The 15,227-nt window shown below is 66.3% G+C and carries 15 protein-coding genes; 2 read left to right on the plus strand and 13 right to left on the minus strand.

The window, feature by feature from the left end; genetic code table 11:
* Position 1: 1 nt before the first annotated feature.
* Entirely contained in the window at positions 2-1,117 is a 1,116-nt protein-coding gene (locus FHW64_RS00885; protein WP_184522126.1) for an enoyl-CoA hydratase/isomerase family protein, read from the plus strand.
* A 39-nt stretch (positions 1,118-1,156) separates the two neighbouring features.
* Positions 1,157-2,056 (plus strand): 3-hydroxyisobutyrate dehydrogenase, encoded by a 900-nt coding sequence (gene mmsB, locus FHW64_RS00890; protein WP_184522129.1) that lies wholly within the window; start codon positions 1,157-1,159, stop codon positions 2,054-2,056.
* A gap of 21 nt (positions 2,057-2,077) precedes the next feature.
* Here mmsB and FHW64_RS00895 read toward each other — a convergent pair whose 3' ends face one another.
* The 13 genes from FHW64_RS00895 to FHW64_RS34180 all read right to left on the minus strand — a co-directional run bounded on the left by FHW64_RS00895 (position 2,078) and on the right by FHW64_RS34180 (position 15,195).
* Positions 2,078-2,518, minus strand: coding sequence for a glycine zipper 2TM domain-containing protein (locus tag FHW64_RS00895; protein ID WP_184522132.1), 441 nt, complete (start codon positions 2,516-2,518; stop codon positions 2,078-2,080).
* Between the two features lie 140 nt (positions 2,519-2,658).
* A complete protein-coding gene (locus tag FHW64_RS00900; protein WP_184522135.1) occupies positions 2,659-3,390 on the minus strand; it encodes a hypothetical protein in 732 nt (243 codons plus the stop codon).
* A gap of 94 nt (positions 3,391-3,484) precedes the next feature.
* The gene (locus FHW64_RS00905; protein WP_184522138.1) at positions 3,485-4,381 is read right to left on the minus strand and encodes a dienelactone hydrolase family protein; all 897 of its coding nucleotides are present in this window, start codon (positions 4,379-4,381) and stop codon (positions 3,485-3,487) included.
* Between the two features lie 33 nt (positions 4,382-4,414).
* Positions 4,415-4,738, minus strand: coding sequence for a chaperone modulator CbpM (locus FHW64_RS00910; protein ID WP_184522141.1), 324 nt, complete (start codon positions 4,736-4,738; stop codon positions 4,415-4,417).
* Positions 4,739-4,743: 5 nt separating this feature from the next.
* Complete coding sequence (locus FHW64_RS00915; RefSeq protein WP_184522144.1) at positions 4,744-5,703, minus strand: DnaJ C-terminal domain-containing protein; 960 nt, start codon at positions 5,701-5,703, stop codon at positions 4,744-4,746.
* Positions 5,704-5,740: 37 nt separating this feature from the next.
* Positions 5,741-6,325, minus strand: coding sequence for a histidine phosphatase family protein (locus FHW64_RS00920; protein WP_260303592.1), 585 nt, complete (start codon positions 6,323-6,325; stop codon positions 5,741-5,743).
* 160 nt (positions 6,326-6,485) lie between these two features.
* Positions 6,486-8,063: a phospholipase D family protein gene (locus FHW64_RS00925; protein ID WP_184522150.1), complete on the minus strand. Its 1,578-nt coding sequence runs from the start codon at positions 8,061-8,063 to the stop codon at positions 6,486-6,488.
* A gap of 58 nt (positions 8,064-8,121) precedes the next feature.
* Positions 8,122-8,766 (minus strand): phosphatidylcholine/phosphatidylserine synthase, encoded by a 645-nt coding sequence (locus FHW64_RS00930; RefSeq protein WP_260303593.1) that lies wholly within the window; start codon positions 8,764-8,766, stop codon positions 8,122-8,124.
* Positions 8,767-8,830: 64 nt separating this feature from the next.
* Complete coding sequence (locus tag FHW64_RS00935) at positions 8,831-9,577, minus strand: glutamine amidotransferase (RefSeq protein ID WP_184522154.1); 747 nt, start codon at positions 9,575-9,577, stop codon at positions 8,831-8,833.
* A gap of 8 nt (positions 9,578-9,585) precedes the next feature.
* A complete protein-coding gene (locus FHW64_RS00940; protein ID WP_184522157.1) occupies positions 9,586-10,992 on the minus strand; it encodes a GTPase/DUF3482 domain-containing protein in 1,407 nt (468 codons plus the stop codon).
* Positions 10,989-12,353, minus strand: coding sequence for a DUF2868 domain-containing protein (locus tag FHW64_RS00945; protein WP_311733240.1), 1,365 nt, complete (start codon positions 12,351-12,353; stop codon positions 10,989-10,991). The genes FHW64_RS00940 and FHW64_RS00945 overlap by 4 nt, the downstream gene beginning before the upstream one ends.
* Before the next feature lie 304 nt (positions 12,354-12,657).
* A complete protein-coding gene (locus tag FHW64_RS00950) occupies positions 12,658-14,529 on the minus strand; it encodes an ABC transporter ATP-binding protein (protein WP_184522160.1) in 1,872 nt (623 codons plus the stop codon).
* A gap of 123 nt (positions 14,530-14,652) precedes the next feature.
* A complete protein-coding gene (locus FHW64_RS34180) occupies positions 14,653-15,195 on the minus strand; it encodes a hypothetical protein (RefSeq protein ID WP_221220700.1) in 543 nt (180 codons plus the stop codon).
* Positions 15,196-15,227: the final 32 nt, after the last annotated feature.

Below are 15,227 nucleotides of genomic sequence, written 5' to 3' on the forward strand. Positions count from 1 at the left end.
AATGACCGATCCCGTCGTTCTCTTCAACGAAATCAAGACCGCCAATGGCAAGCGCTTCGGCGTGGCCACGCTCAATTCGCCCGCATCGCTCAACTCGCTCTCGGTTGCGATGGTGCGGCTGCTGATCCCCAAGCTGCGCGAGTGGGCGCAGGACGATGGCGTGGTTGGCGTACTGCTGGATGCATCGGGCGAGAAGGCCTTCTGCGCCGGTGGCGATCTGCGCCAGCTCTACCAGACGCTGCTCGAATGCGGGCCCGCGCGCAACACCTATGCCGAAGAGTTCTTCAGCGAAGAGTACGAACTCGACCACCTGATCCATACCTTTCCCAAGCCTTTCCTGTGCTGGGGGCACGGCATCGTGATGGGTGGCGGCGTGGGGCTGATGGCAGGCGCGTCGCATCGTGTGGTGACGCTGCAAAGCCGCGTGGCCATGCCCGAGATCAACATCGGCCTGTATCCCGACGTGGGCGGAAGCTGGTTCCTGCGCCGCGCGCCCGGGCGTGTCGGGCTGTTCCTGGCGCTCACCGCAGCGCCATTGAATGCAGCCGATGCGATCTTCTGCGGGCTCGCGGATATCGTCGTGCCGCACGAACGCAAGGCACAAGTGCTCGAAGGCATTGCGGGTGCAGCCTGGCAGGGTGAATCGAAAGCGGATCGCGCGTTGCTGTCGCGCCTGCTTGCCAAGGCGGGCGAAGGCGCCGAAAGGCAGCCGTCGAAGTTGCGCGACCACTTCGACACCATCAACGATCTGATGGCCGGCGACGATCTGCTCGACATCGCGAATCGCCTGCGCCAACTGAAGTCGGACGATGCATGGCTGCAGACTGCGGGCGCCACGTTCACGAAGGGCTCTCCGAGTTCCGCGGCACTGTCTTTTGCGCTCTGGCAGCGCGTCACACGCATGTCGCTCGCCGAAGTGTTCCGCCTCGAATACTGGGCGTCGCTCGGTTGCTGCGCGCACAAGGACTTTGCGGAAGGCATTCGCGCGTTGTTGATCGAGAAGGATCGCAATCCCCGCTGGAGCCCTGCGACGCTCGAAGAGATCACGCCCGAGTTCATCGAAGACCACCTGCGCGTGCGCGCGCCAGGGCCGCATCCGCTGGCCGCGCTCGTCTGAATTCCATTCATCGCCAACAAAGCAACGGAGACAAAGGATATGAAGATCGCATTCATCGGCCTCGGCAACATGGGTGGTCCGATGGCCCTGAATCTGAAGAAGGCGGGCCACGAAGTCCGGGGCTTCGACCTGTCGAAGCCGGCCTGCGAGAAGCTCGCGGCCGATGGATTGGGCATCGCCGCATCGACTGCCGAAGCAATCGCCGGTGCGGAAATCGTGATCAGCATGCTGCCCGCGAGCCAGCACGTCGAATCGCTCTATCTCGGCAGCGATGGCAAGGCTGGGCTCATGGAGCAGATCCCCGCAGGCACGCTGGTGATCGACAGCAGCACCATCGCTGCGGCGACCTCGCGCAAGGTGGCAGATGCCGGTGCGAAGCGTGGCGTGGCGGTAATCGATGCGCCGGTCTCCGGCGGCACCGGCGGTGCGATCGCGGGCACCCTGACCTTCATGGTGGGTGGCTCTGAAGCCGACCTCGAACGTGCACGCCCTGTGCTCGAAAAGATGGGCGCCAACATCTTCCACGCTGGTGCTGCGGGTGCGGGTCAGACAGCGAAGATCTGCAACAACATGCTGCTCGGCATCCTGATGATCGGCACGTCGGAAGCCATTGCACTGGGCGTTGCCAACGGGCTCGATCCCAAGGTGCTGTCGGAGATCATGCGCCGCAGTTCGGGCGGCAACTGGGCGCTTGAAAAGTACAACCCGCTGCCGGGCGTGATGGAAGCCGCGCCCGCTTCAAAGGGCTATGCAGGCGGCTTCGGCACCGACCTCATGCTGAAGGACCTCGGCCTTGCGCAGGAGAACGCAGCCGCCGTGCGCGCTGCCACGCCGCTCGGCGGGCTCGCACGCAATCTCTATGCGGCGCACAGTCTCGCAGGGCATGGTGCGCTCGATTTCTCGAGCGTCATCAAGCTGGTGCAGGCGAAGTCCGCCTGAGACCGAACGCCGCGTGTGCCGTTACTGCGGCACGACGCGGGCCATGTGGCCCTGGCCCTGGATGAATACGCGCTGACCCACGCGCAGGCCAGGCGTCGTGGGCTGGGTGACTTCCACCAGCACGCCGCTGTCGGTGCGCACGAAGATCTCCTGGCCGGGCATCTGCGCTGCGGCGTTGTTCGCGATTTGCGCACCGGCCATGGAGCCGCCGATTGCGCCTGCCACCATGGCCACGTCGCGACCCGTTCCGCCACCAATCAGGCTGCCGAGACCTACGCCGGTCAGGCCGCCGACCACGGCACCCACGCCGGTGTGGGCTTCGCTGCGGATGGTGGTGGGCGTGATCTGCTCGATCTTGCCCTGCGTGATCGCCATCGGTGCCTGTTGTTGCGGCGCCGCGCAGGCGGTCAGCATCAGGGCCGTCGTGATGGCTGCAATGCGGCCGTGCAGTTGGAATGCCATGGTGAACGTCGCTCCTTCGTTGAGATGAGTTGTCGTTTCTAGACTGCGAAGCGGAGTCTGACGCGAATCGCGATCGTCGCCAAGGGTCTTCGGGGCGCTTCCTTCCTCGTTCGGCTTCTGCTAGGACGCGAGGCCCGGCATCAGAACGCCAGCGTTGGATTGCGGTGCAGTTCGTCCCGCTTGCGTTGCTGGCGCACCAGGTCGCAGCGTGGGTGACTGGCGTACTGCGGCTTGTCGCAATGGGCGGCTTCGCAGCGTGCGGCGAAGACGAAGTTGAGTGTTTCGCAGCCGCTGCGTGGGTCGAGCGCGCCGACGCGGGTCGGGGGTGCTGCCCTGGGTGGCTGCCTGCGTTCAACCGGCGGGGGTGTGGGCGTCAAAGCGGCGACTGGGGGGGACGCCGCAGCAGGAGGCAGCGCCGGACTGGCGGCCAGTGTGACTGCGGTCTCGCCTGGATCGAGCGAAGCACCAAGGGACACGGTTTCAGGCGTCGCGGGCGATGTCTTGGACTTGTCGGTTGCAACCACTGGTGGTGCGCCGGTGGCCGGCCGCTCGACATGGGAGGCCACGGCGGGCGGAGGCACGGGAGGAGAGGGCTTGCGCAGCAGGTGCACGTACCACGCAGCAATGCTCGCCAGCAGCACGAACACCGCGACACCGACGCCGACCCACAGTCCCACGAGCGAGCGCGGTTCGATCTGTAACGGCGTGGCGATGGTCGCCGTCGAAACGATCGGGCGGGCCGGCATTGCCCGCATGGTTTCCAGCATCGACGGCTGGGTCGGGTGAAAATTCGGCAGCTTGCGCGCGCAGCCATGACAGAACATCGCAGCGTCGCGGTTTTCCGTCTGGCAGGCCGGGCAGATCACTGACATGGGGCACTCCGAGCGCGTCAGCGACGCGAAGCAACCACTTTCGGTCGAGTCTGGCGCGAAGTCTGCCAGCCGCGACCTACTTTTAGAAGTGCCCTCAGGCCCCGAGTTGGTCCTTGAAGAAGTCCATGGTGCGGGACCAGGCGAGCTTGGCCGCCTCGGCGTCATAGCGCGGCGTGGTGTCGTTGTTGAAGCCGTGTTGCGTGCCGGGGTACTGATAGGCGGTGAACTTCACGTTCGCAGCCTTGAGCGCGGCTTCATAGGCCGGCCACGCCGCGTTGATGCGTTCGTCGATGCCGGCTTGATGGACCAGCAGCGGCGTCTTGACCTTGGCGGCTTCGGAAGGTGCGGGCGTATTGCCGTAGAACGCCACCCCCGCATTGAGCTCGGGCAGGCGCGTGGTGAGGATATGGACCATGCCGCCGCCGTAGCAGAAGCCCACGACGCCGATCTTCCCCGACGAGTCCGGCCGGTCCTTCAGCCAGTTGGCCGCCGCGACGAAGTCTTCTCGCGCACGCGCCTGGTCGAGCTTGGCGAAGGCTTCGCGTGCCTTGTCTTCGTCGCCCGGATAGCCGCCGAGCGGCGTCAGTGCGTCGGGCGCGAAGGCCATGAAGCCATCGAGCGCGAGGCGGCGCGCGATGTCTTCGATGTGCGGATTCAGCCCGCGGTTCTCGTGGATCACGAGTACCACGGGCAGCTTTTTCGAGCCCGCGTTCGCAGGTCGCACGAGATAGCCGTTGACCGTCCCGTTGCCTGCCGTCGAGGGATAGCTGACGCGCTCGGCCTTGAGCCGTGTATCGCCGGGCGGCACTTGCTGGCCGGCGGCGAAATCGGGGCTCAACGCCGCGAGCAGCCCGGCCGCGGTGACGCCGGCCTTCGCGAACTTCTGCGCTTGCGCAAGAAAGCCGCGGCGATCGAGATTGCCATGCACGTAGGCGTCGAAAAGGATGAGCAGTTCCTGGTCGAAATCCTTGGCAGTGAGACGTGGTTGCATCGGAAGCTCCTGAGTAGAAAAGGATGTGTCGGCTCAGATCTCGCGGCCGAGCCCCTGCGCGCGCAGCACGGACTTGAGCCGGCGTACCTCATGCTCGAGGTCGAGGATCAGCGCAGCAGCGTCGACCTGCACGCCGAAGTCGCGTTCGAGGCGGCGGACTTCGAGTGCGCATTGCAGGTCGCTGCTGTAGAAGCGCCACTGCTCAGGGCGTTCTCCGGGTTCACGCGATTCGATGATGCCGACCTCGACCAATTGAATGACCCAGTCGATCTCCGCACCGCAGGCATGGGCGAGCTCCGCGGCGGCGAGGGGATTCGATGCGCTGAGCGCGGTCGTCGTGACAGTCACGGTAGCCATGGTCGTCAAACTCCAAGATGGCGGCGCGGGTTGAAGGGCGCAGCCTGTGCCAACTGTTCGTAAGCCTTTCGCGCCGCATCGGAGTCGGCCGGCGGCAGCGCAATCTCAAGCAGCAGGTACAGGTTGCCCGGTGGCTTGCCTGGCAGGCCGCGTTCCTTGAGCCGCAGCTTGAGGCCGTTGCGCGCGTTCGGCGGCACCGTGACTTCGACGATGCCGCCGGTCGGTGTGGGCACCTGTACCTTCGCGCCGAGTGCGCCCTCGGTTGGCGTGATCGGCAGCGTCATGTAGAGGTCGCGGTCCTCGATACGGTAGAGCTTGTGTGGCGCGATGCGCACTTCGAGGTACAGGTCTCCCGCTGGCTCGCCGCCATGGCCCGGCATGCCCTGGCCCGCGAGGCGGATGAACTGGCCCGGATGCACGCCCGGCGGGATCTTCACGCTCAGCGTGCGCGTCTTCCATTGAGGATGGCCCTTGTTGTCGATCTCCTGCGAGCGCAGCGTGATCTCGCGCTCGGCGCCCTGTAGAGCATCCTCCAGCGCAATCTCGATCGCGGCATGGTGGTCCTCGCCGCGCGCGCGGTAGTTCTGCCGCTGAGCGCCTCGTCGCTCAGCCGCACCGAACAGCGACGAGAAGAACTCGCTGAACTCGGCGTGATCGGCCGGTCCCGCATGCGGGCCACGGTGGAACTCGAAGCCTTCGTCCCATCCGGGTGGCGGCTGGAATCCACCATCGGGACTGCCGCCGCGCGCCACGTGATCGGCGAGCTGGTCGTAGGCCGTGCGCTTTTCCTTGTCGCGCAGCACGTCGTTCGCTTCGTTGATCTCGCGCATGCGCGCATCGGCGTCAGGCTCCTTGCTGACGTCGGGGTGGTACTTGCGCGCGAGCTTGCGGTAAGCCTTGCGCACATCGTCCTCGGAGGCGCCGCGTTCGAGCCCGAGGATCTTGTAGTAGTCCTTGAATTCCATGGCGATGGGTTCCAGAAGAATGCGGCGAACGGCGTGTTCAGGCCAGTGCGGCCCCGCCATCCACCTGCTGCAGGAGGGGTTTCAGGCGCCAAGTGGTGCCGCTGCGTTCGAATCGCAAGGGCTGCGCATTGCCGAGCACGCCGAGGTCCACCGGCACGCCCAGCAGCGCCGCGAGCACGTAAAGCGTGCCGCCATGCGCAACGATGAGTACTGGCCCTGGATGTGTCAGCGCATGCTCGAGCGCCGTGCGCGAGCGATCGATGAATTCGGGCAAGGTCTCGCCGTTCTCGGGCTCGCAGGCCCAGTCGATGTGGGCCGACGACGTACCGATGAGCGCGCCGAAGTTGCGTTCGCGCAGGCCCTCGACCACCAGTGGCGCGATGCCATGCGGCGCCGACACCGTATGCGCGGTCGTCAATGCGCGCACCACGCCACTGGTGAGGATGCTGCGCACCGGCTCCCCGGCAAGGATCGTGGCGGCGTTGTGCGCCTGCTGCACGCCGAGCTCGCTCAGCGGCTCATCAGTGGCCTGGAAGATGCGGCGCGCGTTGCAGGCGGTCTGTCCATGACGCAGAAAGTAGAAGTGGTCGCACGCGGGCGAGAGCGGCTGTCGGGCAGCCATTTTGGCAAGGAGTTTCAGGCCTGTTGTCATCTGAATGTTTGTCCTGTGTGGCAAGGGGCCCCCGCTGGGGCACCCGCGGAACCGGCTTGGCCGGGCCGCAGGGGTGCGCCCCCTTGAGGGGGTGCTGAGCCACACGAAGTGGGCGAGGCTGGGGGAGGGCTCAAAGAAGCCATTCGATGGGGAGGATTTCGAGGAAGTCGATCCACAGGCGCTTCATCGGGCCGGCACCGGGTTCGGTGGAATACCTCGTTTCGCCGGTCGGCTCCACGTCGATCCATTCGAGGCCGTGTCCGTCGGACTGCCGGCGCACAAGGTAGGCGCGTGTGGGGATGGTGGTGTCGAACTGCTTCGACAGGATGCCGGCGAGGGCCGGGCTTTCGATGACCACGCCCATCTCGGTGTTGAGCTTGGCGGAGCGTGGGTCAAGGTTGTAGGAGCCAACGAAGATGCGCTCGCGATCCACCGCGAAGGTCTTCGCATGCAGGCTCGCGGCCGAACTGCCGCGGCTGCCGCTGCCCGGCAGCCCGCGCGACCGCTCTTCGTCCTTGTCCTTGTCGGGTGGCGGCACGGCTGAGCCCGGCTTCAGCTCGTAGAGCACCGCACCGCCCTTGAGCAGCTCATCGCGGTACTTGGAATAGCCCGCATGGACCGGGCTCACATCCGTCGCCGAGAGCGAGTTGGTCAGCACGCGCACCTTCACGCCGTTCTGCGCGAGTTCGACGAGCGACTTGGTGCCATCGGCGCCCGGCACGAAGTAGGGCGACACCAGATCGAGTTCGCGCTTCGGCTGCCCCATGGCCTTGAGCAGCTGCGGCAGCATCTGGAGATCGCTGCGGTCCATCGGTTGGAGCACCTTCGACGGGTCGTCGTGCAGCACACGCGCGTTGGTCCACTCGAAGTCCACCTTTTCGCTTGCAAGCTGAGCCATCAACGGCGTGTTGCGAACGGCTTCCAGATACCGGACGGCTTCGGGGTTCTGGTGGACCTTGTCCCATGCCTCGCGCAGCGTCGCGGCGCTGTCAGGCTTGGCGGGCGCGAGCACGGTCGCGGCGGGGTAGGCCGAGGCGCTGTTCCAGAACAGGTCGAACTCGTTCGACACTTGCTGCACCACCGGACCGATGCCCAGCACGTCGAGGTCCTGGAAGCCCACTTCCATGTTCGCGCCGTAGTACTCGTCGCCGACATTGCGGCCGCCGACGATGGTCGCCAGGTTGTCGGCAGTGAAGGACTTGTTGTGCATGCGCCGGTTGACGCGCGAGAAGTCCGAGACGAAGTCGCCCGCGCGGAAGCCGCGATTCGCGAACGGGTTGAACAGGCGGATCTCGATGTTCGGATGCGCATCGAGCGCCGCGAGCGTCGGGTCGAGCCCGCCGGTGTTCGCGTCGTCGAGCAGCAGCCGCACGCGCACGCCGCGCTCGGCGGCATCCCAGATCGCCTGCCAGAGCAGCTGTCCGGTGGTGTCGTTGTGCCAGATGTAGTACTGCAGGTCGAGGCTGCGGTCCGCGAGTTTCGCGAGCACCACGCGCGCCGCGAAGGCGTCTTCCGCGAGGACCAGGGGATGGATGCCGGACTTGCCGGCGTGCGCTGACGTCAGCGGCCGGGTCGCCTTGCCGAGTCGCGTGTCGGCGGTGTTCGTGAGTGCGGTCGTCGGCGTTCGTTCGACGCTCGCCGGAAGACTCGCGCAGCCGGTCAGCAGCAGGCCGAGGATGAAGGCAACGATTGCGCGTGAAGCGGTCATGGTCACGATGCCGGCAATGACGATGCGGGCATTCTAGGGACCTGATGCCGCGACACGATTACAGCTTGGGGATGCGCAGGGTCTTGCTGATCATCAAGGTGCCGGAGAGCGCGAACAGCAGGGCCAATGGGTGAAGCACCCATGGGCCTAGCGTCCATGCGCCACCCCAGATCTGGCTGCCGATGCGCCCCTGCCATGCCGCAAGCGCGAGGATGCCCACGAGCACCACGCTGGTCGGGATGGGCGTGCCCTCGAAGTACTTGACCTTGGCCGCACCTTCCGAGAGGGCCTCGGCGGTGACGTTGTAGCGCGCGAGCCGGCTCACGCCGCAGCAGACGAAGTAGATCAGGATCACGCAATCCCAACCGCCGTTGAGGCCCGCTGCGAAGGCGAGCGAAGCGGGCAGCACGCCGAAGGAGATGACGTCCGCCAGCGAATCGAGCTCCCGCCCCAGTGCCGAATGCGTCTGGCGCCAGCGCGCGATGCGGCCGTCGAAGACGTCGAAGACGAACGCAGCGGGCGCGAGCGCTGCAGCCCAGAGGAAGTGCGCGACCGACTGGCTTGCGATGAAGGCCATCGCAAGAAAGATGGCACCGACGCCGCAGGCCGCATTCGCGAGGGTGAAGAAATCCGCGAGGTGGAAGCCGCGGATCATCGAGAAGTGCTTCGGGGCGGGGCGCGTGCCGGAGGCTGTGTTGGGCATGGGCTGTTCCTTGATCGGACCTGCGGGACACCTTAGCGCAAGTCGGGGCGGCCGGGTGTAGTTGCTACACCGACGCCGCCGACCGTTCCTCGACGATGCGTGCGAATCGCTGAAGCAGCCCTGAGGCCGCCGGCGTGGGCTTCACGTGCGCTTCCACCGCGTCAGGATCCGCACCTTCGGCCCGAATCGGATCGGCGAGGTGCTCGACGTAGCCGCGCATGATCTCGTCGTCGAACTCGGGGTGAAACTGCAGTCCCCAGGCGCTGTCGCCGATGCGGAAGGCCTGCGTCGATTCGAAGTCATTGCCCGCTAGGCGCACCGCATCCTTCGGCAGGCGCAGCGCGCTTTGGCGGTGCACTACGTGTGCGTCGAAGCGTGGCGGCAGTCCACTGGTGAGCGGATCGTCCGCCGCCTCGGGCTGGAGCTCGACCTGCACCGTGCCGATCTCCATGCCCACAGGATGGTCGCCGGCCTCGCCGCCGAGGGCATCCGCCAGGAGCTGGTGGCCGAAGCAGATGCCGAGCACCGGCGTGTGATGGGCGACGAGCTGCCTGAGCCATTCGCCAGTGCTTTCGCTCCAGGGTTCGCGGTGCGACACCATCGCATGCGAGCCGGTGACGATGGCGCCCGAGAGCGTGGCGGGGTCGGGCAGTGTGTCGCCGCGACGCGGATCGAGCACCACCACGGGCAGGGGCGTGTCGCCGAGTCCGGCGGCGATCCAGTGTTCGAAATCGCCGCGGCTTTCGCGCAGCGTCTCGAAGGTCTCGCCGACCTTGATGATCGCGAGGGGACGGGGTTCGATGTCTTCCATGCCTCGAATCATGCCGGAATCAGCGCGATCGCCTCTTGCAGGCGTCGGGCGGCATGCGAAACGAGCTCCTGCCGCTGCGGCGCCTCGCGCCGGCGCAATCGCGTGCCGGATTCCCAATCGGGATGGCTGCGCGCTGGCTGCGCAGTGCGCACCACGTCGGCCAGCGCATGGTGGTCGATGCCGTCCAGCCCATCGGCGCCGATCCGGTCCACCGCCGCATGCCCACGGTATTCGAGCGCGCGAAGAAGGCGCAACTGCCAGCCCATGAGAACGAACAGTACCCGGTCTTCCACGGTGAGTTCGTGCAGGTCGCGCAGCTTGTTCGCGAGCTTGCGTCCGAGTGGTCCCAGCCCTTGCGACATCGCGCCGCCGATCGCTCCGCCCAGCGCAGCACCGGTGCCGAGCGAAAGTCCGGCCAGCGCGAGATCTGCCACTACGCCCACCGCCGCGCCCACGGCCACGCCCTTGCCGAGAAGGATGCTCGCGTCCTTCAGCGCCTCGGGGTGGAAGAAGTCCATGGTCCAGCGGCCCTCGATCGCGGGCAGCGGCGCCTCGTCGGCATCGCCTTCGCGGAATCCATAGAGCGTCAACAGGTCGTCGGCGCAGCGCTGCGCCTTGTCGAAGAGCGACTTCTGCAAGTCGGAGATCAGGCGATGGCGTCCCTGCTCGTCGGCGAATTCGGCGGCCGTCGCAGTGCGGCGCATCGCGGTAGCGTCGACGAGCAGTTCGGCGATGCGTTGGCACGCGGCTTGCCGGCGCTGCGCGAACTCGGCTTCGAGCGACGCGGCCACCTTGTCGAGTTCCGTCCGGCGATCGCGCAGCAGCGTCGACAGGTCGCGGTACAGCTCGCGCTCAGCACCGACGAAAGGTGCGGCCGCGTCGAAGCGCACCACCACATGCAGGCCGTAGGCGGACAGCAGTTCTTTCCATGCGGCTTCTCGGTGCGCGGCACTGTGCAGGAAGTTCAGCACCGGCAGTACCGGCCGTGCGCAGGCGTTGAGCAGTTCGATTTCCGCGCGGAACTTGGGCAGCACGGCCTCGCGCGCATCGATGACGAGAAAGGCTGCATCGACGTCGAGCATCGCGCGAAGCACCTTCGCTTCCTGCTCGAATACGCCATGCGCTTCAGGGCTCTGCAGAAAGCGGCGGATGCGATCCGGCGGCGTCAGGCTCTTGTCGAAGACTTCGAGATGCTCGCGCAATGCAACAGCGTCTTCGAGGCCGGGCGTGTCGAAGAAGCGCACTGCCGGCTTGCCTCCGACGTCGAGATCGGCCGATTCGACGTGCCGTGTAGTCCCGGGCTGTTCCGACACCTCGCCAAAGTTCACCCGCCGCGTGAGGGTGCGCAGCAGCGAGGTCTTGCCGGCGTTGGTGTGGCCGACCACGGCGATGCGGATGGGCGGGGGAGTCGTCATGTCCAGTCGTGGAGCATAGGCTGCAGCGCGTCGGCAGCGCGGATGCCGTCGAGACCGGAATCGGCCAGCCAGGTGTGCCAGCGTTGACGCGCCTCGTCATCCGCAGTGCCAATGAGCCACAGACGGCATTCGCCGCAGAGCGCCAGCACTTCGCGCAGGAAGCGTTCGGTGCCGCGATCGGGGCTGGAGCCTGCATGGCAGCCCACGAGCACTCGCCTCGGGCGCAACTGTGCCAGCGTGTCGAGCACCTGGCGTCGCGATGCAGCACTGCCATCGATACGCATCGCGCGGGCGCCGCGCATGTCGAGTGCCGCGGGTGGCCAGGGCAGTTCGTCGGGCAGTTCGAAGCCGACGGCCATCAGCGTGTCGGTGGTGTCGCCTTGCGGCAGATGCTGCGGCGCAAGATGCGGCGCCTGACCCGGATCAGCGTCGACGATGCGCGGCGGCGCGAGCGCGTCGAAGCGTGCGATGAGCTTGCGGTAATAGGGCAGCGAAAGATCGGGCGATAGTGCCTTTCTACGCATGCGCCAGACGGCGGTGCACAGCAGCGCGAAGGCGGCGCGCGGCATCAGTCCGTAGACCACGATGCAACCGGTGAGCCATAGCGCCCAGTCGCGCTGGCTCGAGGCGGCAGCCGTCGGCGAAAGCACCGCCTGCGCATCGGGTATCGGGAAACCCAATCGCGCCGGCGCATAGCCCAGCCACTGCACTGCGTGCACGAAGAAGGACGGGTCGAGGATCGTGGTTTCCCAGTTCAGCGTGTAGTTGCGAAACGCCAGCGCGAAGAGCATGGCCGCGATCACCACCGCGAAGGAGAGCGCCCAGATGGCGTGGCTGACGAATCCCAGTGCCCATGGGAGCAGGCGAGCCTGTCCGAGCAGCCGCGTGGTGGCGCGCAGCAGGACCGGCGCCTGCCCGCTCTGGCCGCCTGCGACCCGCGCGGTGAGCGCCATCCAGATCCAGCCGAAGGATGCGTTGAAGGAGCCGAGCGGCACCAGAAGCCCGAACAGCCATAGCAGCAGCGTGAAGAGGTGCAGGCCCAGCAGGCTCGCGAGTGCGACGACGACGTTGATCCGCCGCTCGCCGTCGCCGAGGACATTGCCCGCGAGCGAGAGGCCGGCGATCACGACGACCGCCACGAGCGCGAGCAGCACCCACGGAGCCCATGCACGCGCGCGTGCGAGTTCGGGGGTGAGTCCGGTTCGGTCGGCGAGGATGCGCGCGCGCATGGCGATCCGGTGCGCAGCGCCGGCGGCGGCCGCCTCGCGCATGGCTTGCGAATCCTCGAGCGGACCGGTCTCTTCGATCAATCGCACCGCTTCGGTGAGCGTTGCGTCCTGGAACGAAGAGGGTTGCGCCACGGGTTTCGACAGCTTTCTTTTTTCACGGCTCGGGCACTCCGGCGCGCCGGAGAGGAGCGGGAAATTATGCCCGTGGCGAACAGGCAAGCGCCCCCATGGAAATGGGGGCGCAGGGCAGGGGATAAAGGAGGATTTCAGCGCAGGCCGAAGAACGAAAGCACAGCGACCACGACCACGACCAGACCGACGATGTAGATGATGGAATTCACGGTTGAAACTCCTCTGTTGAAGACGAATCCAGAATGCCCATCGCACCGATCCGCCGGTGTCGGCGGGGTGCACTGTCCACTGTAGGACTCGCGGGTCAGACTGTCGATGTCTCCGTCTCTTCGTTGTCTTCGTCCTCGCTCCCGTCGCCGAGGAATCCGCCGCTCTGGTGGGCCCACAGGCGCGCGTAGAGTCCGCCCTTCGCGAGCAGCGTCTTGTGATCGCCTTCCTCGACCACGCGGCCTTCGTCGAGCACCACGAGCCGGTCCATCGCGGCGATGGTCGACAGCCGGTGCGCGATCGCGACCACCGTCTTGCCCTCCATCAGGCGATAGAGGCTGGCCTGGATCGCCGCCTCGACCTCGGAATCCAGCGCACTGGTGGCTTCGTCCAGCAGCAGGATTGGTGCGTCCTTCAGCATGACCCGCGCGATCGCGATGCGCTGGCGCTGCCCACCCGAGAGCTTGACGCCGCGTTCGCCCACATGCGCCTCATAGCCCTTGCGGCCCGCCGGATCGCCCAGTGTCTGGATGAAGGCATGCGCCTCGGCCCGGTCGGCCGCGGCCCGGATCGCCGTGGCGGTGGCATCCGGCTTGCCGTAGCTGATGTTGTCGGTCACAGAGCGGTGCATCAGCGAGGTGTCCTGCGTGACCATGCCGATGTGGGCGCGCAGGCTGTCCTGCGTGACGTGCGCGATGTCCTGTCCGTCGACGAGGATGCGCCCGCTGTCCAGGTCGTGGAAGCGCAGCAGCAGGTTCACCAGCGTCGACTTGCCGGCGCCCGAGCGGCCGACCAGCCCGATCTTCTCGCCCGGTGCGACGGTGAGCGTCAGGTCGTCGATGACGCGCCGGCCCGCATCGCCGTAGCGGAAGCTCACGTGCTCGAAGCGGACCTCGCCGCGCGGCACGTCCAGTTCAGCGGCATCCAGCGCATCGACCACGGTTCGCGGACGCGACAGCGTCTTCATGCCGTCCTGCACCGTGCCGATGTTCTCGAACAGGCTCGTCATCTCCCACATGATCCAGTGCGACATGCCTTGCAGGCGAAGCGCCATCGCGGTTGCGGCGGCCACCGCGCCGACGCCGATCACGCCTTGCGACCACAGCCAGAGCCCCATGCCCGCCATGCCGGCGGTCAGGCCCATGCTGAGGGTGTGGTTGGTGATCTCGAAGGCGCTGACCAGCCGCATCTGTGCATAGCCGGTCTGCATGAACTCCTGCATTGCCGAGCGCGCGAAGCCGGCCTCGCGGTGTGCGTGCGAGAAGAGCTTGACCGTCGCAATGTTGGTGTAGGCATCGGTCACGCGGCCGGTCATCAGCGCGCGCGCATCGGCTTGCGCCTTGCCGATGCTGCCCAGGCGCGGCACGAAGAAGACGAGCTGCACGACATACAGCGCCAGCCAGATGACGAAGGGCAGCATCAGCTGCCGGTCGAGCACCGCGGCCAACACGATCATCGTCGCGACATACACGCACATCGCCACCAGCACGTCGGCCAGCACGAAGATGGTGTCTCGAACGGCGAGCGCGGTCTGCATCACCTTGGCCGTGATGCGACCCGCGAATTCGTCCTGGTAGAAGGCCATGCTCTGGCCGAGCATCAGGCGGTGGAAGTTCCAGCGCAGGCGCATCGGCAGGTTGATCGCGAGCGTCTGGTGCTTGACGATGGTCTGTAGCCCAACGACTGCAATGCTTGCGACCAACGCGAAGCCGAGCCATGCCAGCGTCGTGCCGCGATCTTCCCAAAGCCGCGACGGCGCCTGCCCGCCGAGCCAGTCGACGATGCGGCCGAGGATCGCGAACAGCAGCGCCTCGAAAGCCGACATCGCCGCGGTGAGCAGCGCCATCAGGGCGATCGAGCCGCGCAGCCCCTGCGTGCACGACCACACGAAGGCAAGGAAGCCGTTCGGCGGCAGTCCAGGTTCGGCGGGTGGATAGGCGTCGAGGCGTTTTTCGAAGAAGCGGAACAAGGCGAACGGTCTCCAGTGAGGGGCCGACTGTACCGGCGTGCGCGCTCCTGCGTGTGCCAATGGGTATGCAGTGGCGTGGTACCCGGCAGCTGATCCCCTGGATGTCTGAAGCGCCGATTCGACCTAAGGGCGTGGTCTTGCCTGCCTGTATTGACGCTTGTCGCCAATCCGCTGCCCATCGGGATCGATGTTCACGCAGACGCGCCCGCCACAGAGGACGGCATCAGAGGCAGTGAAGGCTTGCACGATGGGAAGGGCGTTCTCGTACCGCTGCAACTCGTCCTGGATGGCGGAGAGTTCGCGGCGGTAGTAGCCCAGGACCGCCCAGCCGACAAGAAGCACCAGCAGCAAGATCGATCCTGCGGCCCCGAACCATAGCCAGACGGTTTTGCTGGCTTCTTGCAGGTGCGCGGAGGTAGTCGAGACAGCGCGATCGTATTCGGCTGCGACGGGGGAAATTGCGCCCTTGGCCTCCTTTGCTATCTGGCTGCCGGCGCCGCTGACGATATCTGCGACGTCTCGGCGGAACCGGCTTGCATCTTCCCGGAGTGACTGAACCTGCTGATTGAACGACGCGTTCATGCGCGCCTCGCGCTGAGCCATTTCAGAACGCAGCATCAAGATGGCCTTCGCTGCATCCTGCAGGCCAGGTTGCATCGATCCCATGTCACCACTATTCATCGCAATGTTCCCCTGAT

This window comes from Variovorax sp. Sphag1AA, assembly GCF_014192575.1.
In the GTDB taxonomy this organism is placed as follows: Bacteria; Pseudomonadota; Gammaproteobacteria; order Burkholderiales; family Burkholderiaceae_C; genus Variovorax.